This is a genomic window from Roseburia sp. 1XD42-69, from assembly GCF_003612565.1.
GTDB lineage: Bacteria > Bacillota > Clostridia > Lachnospirales > Lachnospiraceae > Roseburia_B.
The window spans coordinates 1-11,022 of the sequence record NZ_RAZG01000082.1 but is presented as its reverse complement, the minus strand read 5'-3'; the positions used below and the strand labels follow the sequence as shown (position 1 = coordinate 11,022).

10 protein-coding genes and 3 pseudogenes are annotated in these 11,022 nt (G+C 40.4%); all 13 read left to right on the top strand.

Annotated elements, in window-relative coordinates; all coding sequences use genetic code 11:
• The first annotated feature begins 892 nt into the window (after window positions 1-892).
• Window positions 893-1,051 carry a hypothetical protein gene (locus D7Y06_RS26640; RefSeq protein WP_016215419.1) on the top strand — a complete coding sequence of 53 codons (159 nt, stop codon included), beginning with the start codon at window positions 893-895 and terminating at the stop codon, window positions 1,049-1,051.
• A 105-nt stretch (window positions 1,052-1,156) separates the two neighbouring features.
• Window positions 1,157-2,167, top strand: coding sequence for a virulence RhuM family protein (locus D7Y06_RS21555; protein WP_120409665.1), 1,011 nt, complete (start codon window positions 1,157-1,159; stop codon window positions 2,165-2,167).
• Between the two features lie 77 nt (window positions 2,168-2,244).
• On the top strand, window positions 2,245-4,236 hold the full coding sequence (locus D7Y06_RS21550; protein ID WP_120409664.1) for a recombinase family protein: 1,992 nt from the start codon (window positions 2,245-2,247) through the stop codon (window positions 4,234-4,236).
• Window positions 4,236-4,511, top strand: a complete 276-nt coding sequence (locus D7Y06_RS21545; RefSeq protein WP_120409663.1) for a hypothetical protein — start codon at window positions 4,236-4,238, stop codon at window positions 4,509-4,511. The genes D7Y06_RS21550 and D7Y06_RS21545 overlap by 1 nt, the downstream gene beginning before the upstream one ends.
• Before the next feature lie 78 nt (window positions 4,512-4,589).
• Entirely contained in the window at window positions 4,590-5,435 is an 846-nt protein-coding gene (locus tag D7Y06_RS21540) for a KilA-N domain-containing protein (RefSeq protein ID WP_120409662.1), read from the top strand.
• 46 nt (window positions 5,436-5,481) lie between these two features.
• Window positions 5,482-6,318: a GIY-YIG nuclease family protein gene (locus D7Y06_RS21535; protein ID WP_120409661.1), complete on the top strand. Its 837-nt coding sequence runs from the start codon at window positions 5,482-5,484 to the stop codon at window positions 6,316-6,318.
• A gap of 273 nt (window positions 6,319-6,591) precedes the next feature.
• The gene (locus tag D7Y06_RS21530) at window positions 6,592-7,221 is read left to right on the top strand and encodes a CatA-like O-acetyltransferase (protein WP_120409660.1); all 630 of its coding nucleotides are present in this window, start codon (window positions 6,592-6,594) and stop codon (window positions 7,219-7,221) included.
• A gap of 77 nt (window positions 7,222-7,298) precedes the next feature.
• On the top strand, window positions 7,299-7,661 hold the full coding sequence (locus D7Y06_RS21525; RefSeq protein WP_120409659.1) for a VOC family protein: 363 nt from the start codon (window positions 7,299-7,301) through the stop codon (window positions 7,659-7,661).
• A 14-nt stretch (window positions 7,662-7,675) separates the two neighbouring features.
• Window positions 7,676-7,978 (top strand): annotated as a pseudogene (locus tag D7Y06_RS21520) (GyrI-like domain-containing protein); the annotation flags it as partial.
• Window positions 7,956-8,177, top strand: a complete 222-nt coding sequence (locus D7Y06_RS26155) for a hypothetical protein (RefSeq protein ID WP_158591456.1) — start codon at window positions 7,956-7,958, stop codon at window positions 8,175-8,177. The pseudogene D7Y06_RS21520 and the gene D7Y06_RS26155, both read left to right, overlap by 23 nt.
• Window positions 8,125-9,578, top strand: a pseudogene (locus D7Y06_RS28080) (AAA family ATPase). The gene D7Y06_RS26155 and the pseudogene D7Y06_RS28080 overlap by 53 nt, the downstream one beginning before the upstream one ends.
• Window positions 9,551-9,763 carry a hypothetical protein gene (locus D7Y06_RS25670; protein WP_147415737.1) on the top strand — a complete coding sequence of 71 codons (213 nt, stop codon included), beginning with the start codon at window positions 9,551-9,553 and terminating at the stop codon, window positions 9,761-9,763. The pseudogene D7Y06_RS28080 and the gene D7Y06_RS25670 overlap by 28 nt, the downstream one beginning before the upstream one ends.
• A 402-nt stretch (window positions 9,764-10,165) precedes the next feature.
• Window positions 10,166-10,516 (top strand): annotated as a pseudogene (locus D7Y06_RS21505) (23S rRNA (uracil-5-)-methyltransferase RumA); the annotation flags it as partial.
• Window positions 10,517-11,022: the final 506 nt, after the last annotated feature.

Below are 11,022 nucleotides of genomic sequence, written 5' to 3'. Positions count from 1 at the left end.
CGCATGTCTGGCATCCTAACGCAGGGTGTCAGATTTCATTTATAGGGTACACCCTAAAACTATTCGCTTACATTTGATACATCTTTTTATTGCCGCTTTTGCAATTTTATTATAATTAAGGGGGCAGGGGATTTTTCCTCTGTTAGCAATTTTATAGAATTTCCTCATGGGAATTTTATAAAAAACTGTCTGTGGATGTCCATAGGCAGTGCTTGCTGTTTTATTCTGCGTATATACGCAGGCAGTGCTTGCTATTATGCTCTGTGTCATGACACAGGGAGTGCTTGCTGTTTCGGTGAGATGAACAAATGGATTTTAAGTTGTAGGGTTAGTCTGTCCAAAAACGATACCAGTGTTGCCGCCCATTTTGACAGAAAAATTTTGAAAAAGTTTTTGTAAATAGGAAGGAATTTTGCATATTTACTATGTAGAATAGTCTTTAAGGCATATGAAATAAAAGCCTGTTGGAAAACTGGATATTGCAATATGCGTACAGGACGTGAGGATATGTCTAGCCACAATGTAGGTGCGCCATGATATGCTCGCTTTAATCTATTTTCAGGCAAATGTGAAGAAATGGAAAACAAACCTCTGAAGCGAAGGCATTGAGCGATAAAAACCTGACAAAATGCACAGCAGTTGTGCGGGGCGATGAAGCATATCTGTGATAATGATACTTCTGAATTTTTGATTTAAATTCAGTCATATAATGACGGTGTGATTCCGATGTGGGCAGCGTAATGACCTGTCACTTGTATGTAGGTTTATGGATTAAAGTAAAGGAAAAATTGACGGGAAATTTGTAATTTTTAGAATGAAAACAGCGTAAGGGCAGTTATGAACGTAACAGTTTATAGCTGTCTTTTTTTGCGTTCATATGGGAGGGATATTTATGACTGATGAATGGAGCGGATTGGCAGATATGCTTGCAAATTTGATTGAAAAATATGCGTCAGATTTGGATATAGAAAATTTACCTGATATAACAGTAGATAATCATGTGGAAGAAAAAAATAAGGCAACAAAAGACTGGCAAGATGTTTCTTGCTAATAGCAAGTGTATAATGTATAATAAACATGATAAGTATGTCCAAACCAAATTTGGAAAAACATACTTGCTTATATTTGAGTGAAAGTACAAGGAGATGAGGTGACTATGGATTACAGAGATGAAATGGGAAAATCAAATATTATAATCTATACAACAGAGGATGGTTTGTCTAAGATTGAAACAACTTTTGATGGGGATACTGTGTGGCTGTCTATTGACCAAATGGCAGAACTATTTCAGAGAGATAAATCAACAATTTCAAGGCATATTAAAAATATTTATTCAGAAGAAGAACTTGTGCAGGAAGCAACTGTTGCATATTTTGCAACAGTTCAAAATGAAGGAAACAGGCAGGTAGAACGCAGCATTTGTTATTATAATCTCGATGTAATCATCTCTGTCGGCTACCGCGTGAAATCAAAACGCGGCACACAGTTCAGAATATGGGCAACCGGAATCTTGAAAGAGTATATGCGTAAAGGCTTTGCACTGGACGATGAACGTCTGAAAGATTTAGGTGGCGGTGGATATTTTAAGGAACTGCTTGAACGGATTAGGGACATTCGTGCCTCCGAAAAGGTATTTTACAGGCAGGTACTGGAGATTTATGCTACCAGCATTGACTATGATCCGAAAGCGGAAATATCCATTCAGTTTTTTCAGAAGGTTCAGAACAAAATTCATTATGCTATTCATGGGCAGACGGCGGCGGAAGTTATTTATACAAGAGCGGATGCGGAAAAGGAATTTATGGGGATTACCACATTTGCAGGAAATCAGCCGACTTTGCGAGAAGCTGTCATTGCCAAAAACTATCTGAATGAAAAAGAACTTCGTGCAATGGGGCAGCTTGTGTCGGGATATTTGGATTTTGCAGAGCGTCAGGCAGAACGGGAACAGACTATGACCATGAAAGATTGGGCGAAGCACTTAGACCGGATTTTGACAATGAGCGGCGAACAGTTATTGTCAGGAAATGGAAGTGTGACGCATAAGCAGGCGGTGGAAAAAGCAACTGGGGAATATAAGAAATATAAAGAGCGTACTTTAAGTGATGTGGAACAAGACTATTTAAACTCAATAAAAATATTGGGTAAAAAGTCAGATAAAGAATGAGAATTTACAGATTACGAAAAGAATATGGTTATCAAAATGTAAAAGTGCAACGGGCGTTGCACAAATGGAGAGATGATATGCACAGCGAGAAAATAAAGGTTTACACATATACAAGAGTATCTACAGCCATGCAGACAGACGGTTACTCCTTGGATGCGCAGAAAGCCAGAATGAAAGCGTATGCCGACTATAATGATTATGAAATTGTCGGTACATATGAGGATGCAGGAAAATCTGGAAAGTCCATTGAGGGGCGGATAGAATTTAACCGCATGATGGAGGATATCGAGTCAGGGAAAGACGGCATTTCATTTGTTCTTGTTTTTAAGTTATCCAGATTTGGCAGAAATGCGGCGGACGTACTTTCTACATTACAGGTTATGCAGGATTTCGGGGTAAATTTGATTTGCGTGGAGGATGGTATTGATTCTTCCAAGGATGCAGGGAAACTGATGATTTCCGTACTGTCAGCAGTTGCAGAGATTGAACGGGAGAATATCCGTGTGCAGACAATGGAGGGGCGTATTCAGAAAGCCCGTGAGGGAAAATGGAACGGCGGATTTGCGCCATATGGTTATCAACTGATAGATGGTAAACTTCAGATTAACGAAGAAGAAGCAAAAGCTATCCGCACAATCTTTGAACAGTATGTGCATACGGATATTGGTGCTAACGGTGTGGCAAAATATCTTGAAAACCACGGTATTCGTAAAATACAGAGACAGAACGGGAAAAATCCTCTTTTTGATGCGCACTTGGTTCGTCTTATCCTGAAAAATCCGGTATACTGCGGTAAGATTGCCTATGGACGCAGAAAGACAGAAAAAATTCATGGAACACGAAACGAGTATCATCTTGTGGAGCAGGATAACTATATTCTGGTGGATGGACAGCATGATGCGATTATTGAGGAAGATGTTTGGCAGGCGGCACAGGTAAAGCTGCTTGCACAGGCGAAAAAATACGAACATGTAAATAGAGGTAAAGACACGAAAACGCATCTTCTTTCGGGAATTGTCAAATGTCCGGTCTGCGGAGCGGGCATGTATGGAAATAAGAGCATTAAGCGAAAAAAGGATGGGACAAAATATAAGGATTTTTATTACTACGGCTGTAAGCATCGTACCATGACACGCGGGCATAAGTGCGATTATAAGAAGCAGATACGGGAGGAACTATTGGACGATGCGGTGGCGGAAGTCATTGTAAAGTTAGTTGGCAATCCTAAGTTTGCGGCAATGATGCAGGAAAAGATCAACTGCAAAGTGGATACTGTCACAATAGACGGAGAACTTGCAGATTTTGAAAAGCAGTTGCGGCAATATTATGTAGTCAAGCTAAAACTGGCGGAGGAAATTGATTCCCTTGATCCGGATGACAGACATTATATCAAACGAAAAGCAGACCTTGATGACCGCCTTTATCGAATGTATGATAAGATAGAAAATGTGGAAACACAACTTATTGAAACGAGGGCAAAGAAGCAGGCAATTGAAGCTGAGAAGCTGACGGGAGATAATATCTATAAAGTGTTGATTTATTTTGAAAAACTGTATGCTGTGATGAATGAGATAGAACGGCGGCAGTTTATGGAGACGTTAATTTCTGAGATACAGATTTATGAGGATAGACAGCCCAATGGACAGTGGTTGAAGTCTATTAAATTCAGGCTTCCAATTATTGAGGAAGATATGGATTTTTGTTTGGAAGATGATAAACATGTGGAGACTATTGTATGTTTGTCCCACAAATCACCAGATAGTGTTATTAATGTAAAAGTGGAATTTGGAGAAGGCGAGGGAAAAGTACCCTTAGATACAATAGCAGAGCGGGCAAAGAAGTATCAGCCGAAACCGAAAATTACATATAAAATGATACAGGAGTATGTTAAGAAGAAATATGGATTTAAAGTACATACTGCGTATATTGCAGAGGTGAAAAGGTCTTTGGGATTAACAATGTATGGTGCTCCTAATGCGGTAGAAGAATTAAAACATCCGAGGAAGCGTTCACCGAAAGAGAAGATAGAAGCGATAACGGATGCACTTAGATATTTTGAGGTAATTTGATGGATGAAAGGATTTATCAGAGTGCAGAGCATATAGTTGGGATACATCAAAAAGCCTATGAGGTTTATTTGCCATTGGTTGAAGATGTGTGTAGCAGAACCGTGTCAGAGGCTGAATTATCACATTTGCTTGATTATCTGCTGGACTTTGCATGTGACGAAAAAATATTGGGGTTGTATAAGAAAGTGTGTAGAAAATATTTATATGTATATCCGAGGTGCATCAAATTTTATATTGAAGCGTATCGGGAAATGTGGGAAGATGAAAACAAATGACTATTCGGCGGAATGTATCTAAGATAAGTGACAGTTACAATGCTTGAGAAAGTTTGTGATAATATTACAGGAGGAGCAATGGGAAAAATAATTAAGGATACAATTCATGCGAATGGGATAGATATTGGTATTTATACACAGGATTTTGAAAATGAATTTATTTCATTGACGGATATTGCCCGATATAAGAGCGATGATCCAACGGCGGTTATTCAAAACTGGATGAGAAATCGGGATGTTATAGAATTTTTGGGATTATGGGAAAGACTTCATAATCCAGATTTTAAACCCCTCGAATTCGAGGGGTTTAGAAAACAGGCAGGGGCAAATGCATTTACAATGTCACCAAAGAAGTGGATAGAAGCAACGGACGCTATTGGTATTGTTTCAAAGTCGGGACGTTATGGTGGTACGTATGCCCATAGTGATATTGCTATGTCTTTTGCAACTTGGATTTCTCCTGAATTTCAGTTATATATTATGAAGGATTACAGGAGATTAAAGACGGATGAGAATAGTCGGTTATCTCTAAATTGGAACTTAAACAGGGAAATTTCCAAGTTAAATTACAGGATACATACGGATGCCATTAAGGACAATTTGATTCCAGCAGAATTAACCCCTGCGCAGATAGCCTATACATATGCTAATGAGGCAGATATGTTAAATGTGGTTCTGTTTGGAAAAACAGCGAAACAATGGAAAGATGAAAATCCAACCGTAAAAGGAAATATGCGGGATGTGGCAACGTTGAATCAATTACTTGTGCTTGCGAATTTGGAAAGTTATAATGCAGTATTGATTAATCAGGGAAAGATTCAGAAAGAGCGGATGAGATTGTTGCGCCAATTAGCAGTACAACAGCTACAGACGTTGGAGGCAGTAAGCTTGAATAATCTTCCCCAATTAACAGAACGGACATAATTGTAAAAGTTGTATTGTGTGATAATGTAATGAGAAGGAGATAAAAATGAGAGGAAAAACAATACGACAATTTTTAATTGATGGACAGGCAGATGGTAGATGGGCCAGTGAGCTTTCTAATTGGACAGGTAAGGCATATAAAATTCCACGTACATATATTAATCAATGTACGGATAGAGATGATTTGAGTAATACGGGGGTGTATTTTTTATTCGGGTGTAATGATGAAACAGATGAGGAGCAAGTTTATATAGGAGAGGCTGAAAATATTTTTAACAGACTTAAACAACATCTTTCTGAAAAAGATTTCTGGACAGAGTGCATAGTGTTTATTAGCAAAGATAATAATTTGAACAAAGCACATATAAAATATTTGGAAAATCATCTTTATATTTTGGCGAAAGAATCTAAAAGATATGAGGTAGTAAACAGCAATGTGCCTACAGAAGCATCAATATCTGAGATGGATCGTGCAGAAATGGATGAGTTCATTGATAATATGCGGTTGATTTTAGGAGTGTTGGGACATAAAATTTTAGAACCGTCTATAAAGAGAAAAAGTGATGAGAAAGAGAATCTTTACATTTTACAAGACCGTACTGGAATCAAGGCGAATGGTAAACCGATTTCAGAAGGTTTCGCGGTGTTGAAAGGTTCTAAGATTGCTGATAATGTAGCGACATCTTTATCAAAGTCTGTTATCAATAAACGACAGCTGTTATTTGATAAAGGCATTGTTGATGAGAACTTTACTTTTACTCAGGATTGGGCATTTACGAGTCCTTCACTTGCGGCAGCAATAGTTGCAGGGTATAGTATTAACGGTAGGAATGCATGGAAGAATAGAAAAGGAATATCATTAAAAGAAATAGAAGAGGGATAAAAAATGATTTTAGTGGGAAAGAAGTAATACCGTTGAGACGGTAGTTTTGATGTAAAGGGTGGAAGGAAAATAGCTGCGAAAGCCCAGTAATACTGCGGTTTTCGGGCAATCGGGCAAATTTGACATCATCCAGACCAAGCGCTCTGCGGTAACTTATCCAAAGGCAAATCAGGTCAAAAAGTGTGAGAGTTGAGTTGCCACGATAGATGTCACTATGTTGAGTTGCCGAGTTAGATGTCAGAGTGGCAAATTGGGATTTAAGAGGACAATTATATGGCAAACAAATATGAAGTAATAGATGAATCAACATGGGAAAGAGCTATGCATTGCATGGTTTTCCGGAACAGTATAGAACCGGCATTTTGTGTGACTTTTGAAGCCGACATTACTGAATTCAAGAAAAAGGTCAAGGAGGAAGGCCTGTCTTTTACCTTGGCAATGGTCTATGCAGTCTGCAGGTGCGCCAATGAAGTCGAAGCATTAAGATACAGGTTTTTGGATGGCAAAGTCGTGCTTTACGAGAGAATTGATACCGCCTTTACCTACCTTAACAAAGAAACAGAATTGTTTAAGGTTGTCAACGTTCCGTTCATAGATAATCTTCCGGAATATGCGGCGTTGGCATTAAAGACAGCTGAGGAACAGCAGGAGTATTTTACCGCTCCTCTTGGAAATGATGTGTTTCAATGTTCTCCTATGCCTTGGGTGACTTATACGCATATTTCGCACACTAACTCCGGAAAAAAGGACAATGCGACTCCTCTATTTGACTGGGGAAAATACTACGAGAAAGATGGACGTGTCTTGATTCCGATTTCAATTCAGGCACATCATTCTTTTGTTGACGGTATTCATATAGGACATTTCGTTGATGCTCTGCAAAAGTTCTTTGACGAATATTAACAAAAAGAAGAATTTTTTCGGAATTTGTTGGAAGCTATGTATGAAGAACTGCCTGCTCCGAAGAAGAAAGGGAAAAGATGAAACTGAAGAACGTACTGATCGTTGTAAAAGACATCGAGAGAGCCAGACAGTTCTACCATGATCTGTTCGGCCTTGAGATGATCCTTGACAATAATGGAAATATGATTCTGACAGAAGGGCTGGTGCTGCAGGAGGAAAAATACTGGAAAGAGTTCCTTGAAAAAGAGATCATTCCGGAGAATAACTCCTGCGAGCTCTATTTTGAGGAGTCTGATATTGAAGGTTTCGTAGAGAAACTCGAGAAATATTATCCGGATGTAAAATATGTGAATCGACTGATGACGCACAGCTGGGGACAGAAGGTCATACGCTTTTATGATCCGGACGGCAACTTAATTGAAGTGGGAACACCGATGTAGTATGAGGGAGAGATATGGCTTTTGATTATAAGAAAGAATACAAGGAATTTTACATGCCGAACAACACTCCGTCCATCGTGACAGTGCCGAGCATGAACTATATTGCGGTTCGAGGTCATGGTGATCCGAACCCCGAAGACAGTGAATATAAGCAGGCGATTGGACTGTTGTACGGCATTGCTTTTACGATCAAGATGAGCAAAAAAGGAGATCATCAGATTGAGGGATATTTCGACTATGTAGTGCCACCTCTGGAGGACTTCTGGTGGCAGGACGGAGTATCCGGAGTTGATTATGCCCACAAAGAAGGCTTTAACTGTTGTTAGGGATAATACCGTAGGACAGAAAACATATGATGAGTTCTGTCCAAAGCGGGGTGGTTCCGAGCGTGTCTATACAAAGATGCTTGGGGAAAACAGCAGCCGAGATATTAAACCTACATATTGTGACTCTCCAGCTTTAAATGATCTCAACTGGAGGTCAGAGCCTGAAAAGGAAATTGATGCAGATGAGTGATGAGATCATTCCCTCAAAGGCGCAACTGCCTACATCTGGCGCTCCGACCAGAATTGATATAAATGGTGGCCAGAATACCGTTTATGGCCAGATTGGCACAGTTCAGGACAATAGGAGCAATGTCCTGATTGCCGGTGGACAGCAGCGTCAGCAAGGCATGCCGATGCGGACGAGCTGGGAATTCGATTATTACAATTTGTTCGTTATCGGCGGCGAGACATTCTATCAGTTTTCTCAGGGAGATTTTGTGGTACCCAAGGAAGATGCGCTGACGCGATTTGTCGCAGAAGATATAGCTGAGGAGATACAAAGGCTTGATAAAGCAGCTATGGACAGGGTGCAAGGATTTTTTTGTATTTTTGCTCCCAGAAATGCTGACTATGCAGAACCCGGAAATGATCAGAACGCTCTGCTCGGCGTAATCACAGAGATTCAGCGTCAGGATGAGGAATTCAAAATCATGTATCAAACATTGAACCCGATTCCACAGGCAAAGGCCAATAATGATGTTGTTGGAGCCCAGCAACAGAAGAAGGAAGAATGCAAGACTGCTGTTTGGGCGCACATTGCTTTCATTCTTCAGTCCGATATTGCGAGCTACAAGACAAGTCTTGCCCAGCTCAAGAAGGATGCAGAGGATCTGAAAAACAAGGCGGCACAAGCTCGTAGGGATTCACGGGTACTTGCGGAAGAAATCGCCGAGCTTAACAAACAGACTGTAAATACCAAGGCCGTAATCGACAGCATCAATGCCCTACTTCGTGATTCGGGTTTTCAGGGATTCAGTCTTCGTGAGAAGGTCGGAGTAGCAAATGTCTATGAGGTTATTCGTGAGGAGGATCTGTCGCAGAAAACCTGAGCGAGGGCGAGCGTAATTTCATAGCGTTCCTATATTTTTACAATCTTGTCAGGGGCAGTCAGAGCAGTGAGGTAGTGAAAGACAAGGTTGTAGTTATCGACGATCCTGTTTCCAGCATGGACTCCAGTGCGCTGTTCATTGTTGGCGCAATTGTCCGGGAGCTTATTACCATCTGCAACAACAATGTACAGATCGTCGATGATAAGATCACCGGCACTTATATCAAACAGATATTTATCCTGACGCACAACGTCTACTTCCATTGCGAGGTGACATATCATCAGGTTGAGAAATACAGAAGCGTTTCCTTCTATGTTATCCAGAAGGTGCATAACGTTTCGAACATTGGCGCTTCCAAGACACGCCAGAATCCAAATATTCCATCTGAGCTGGAGAACTACAATCCGGTACAGAACTCTTATGCAGCCCTATGGAATGAGCTTAAGGAGATCGATTCTCCGATATCACTTCTTAGCGTTATGCGAGAAGGATTCTGGAATATTACTTCATGCAAATGTACGGCTACGAAGGCGATGATCTGAGGAAGCTGGTGCTCGATGACCACAAAGAGGACTTCATCATCCCTCCGGAGAAGGAAGGCGACAAGGAATCGTTGAAGAATGTAAGCACAGTAACGATAACGAGGGAGTTTCCTGTTTTTACCGGAATGATGACGATATTGAAGGTCATAGACGTGTCATCGAATTTTTTATTAAAAACGGATTGATTCGTAAAACGAAAAAAGGCAAACTGTACAACATATCCTTTAAACATGATAGCCAGACTCTTGCTGGTGAGTATGGTGAGGATTATCATCCCGATATCAAATTAGAGGAATTCGTAAATCTCGAAACCGGAGAATGGATTGGAGATAAAACCGGACATTGACTGTTCGTTTTTGGTGTTATGAGAGTTGAGGCGATGGGATTTCAGACTTGTTCCCTCAGAGTGAAGTCTTGAAGCAGTCGGCACATCTGGGCGTTTGCATATTATAAGTAGGAGCAAGGCCTTTGACCTGTTTCCGAGAACACACAAGGGTAAAAATCGGTGTGTTTTAAGGCAAAAACACGCTTTGATAAATTCCTGCGAACGACCGCAAAAATCTGACATCAATCTGGAGCAATCGTTTCATGTGGAGACGGTTGTAATGCTTTCCCACAAAAAACCTGACAGTGTAATTAACGTAAAAGTGGAGTTTGGCGAGGGTGAAGGCAAAGTGCCGCTTGATAATATCGTCAAGAGAGCTGAAGCGTACAAGCCGAAAGAGCGGGTTACATACAAGATGATTAAGGAGTACATAGAAGCGAAGTATGGTTTCAAAGTACATACCGCATATATCGCAGAGGTAAAAAGGGAGTTAGGATTGCCGATGTATGATGCTCCTAATGCGGCAGAGGAATTGAAACAGCCGAGGAAGTATCCGACAACAGAGAAAGTGGAAGCGATAAAGGATGCCTTGAAACATTTTGAAGTTATCTGATAATCATAGGCGTATCATTAAGAAATGGTGGTAAGCTTATTTTTTTGACCCAATTTGCAGCTTTGAACATTCTGCCATTCGTCTATATAATGAAATCAAAAAAGGATGGTGGACTTTATGAGAGAAAAGAAAAATCATTTGTATGTGGACAGTGGGGAACGAAGCATTTTGCTACATAGCCTTGCCATATGCTCATGTACGGTAAAGAAGCAATCAACCGAAAACAAGAGATAGACCGCCAGCACCACATTATTCCAAACCAAAGACCAAAAGACAAGCATTATGGAAATGTGCATAACAGGCTATGGAATCATGGATAACTCTATTCACAGCACATGGAAAAGCTAAAGTGCAGCTTTCCCACGTCCTGCAAACAGAGTTACCCACAATTCCATAAGACAGCCAGTTATACACATTCCCACAATACCGACTACGGTGTTGTTTTCCAGATTAAAAGAGCCGCCAATCTTCAGATTATTTTAGCACCATATAAAATTGATGTAGTT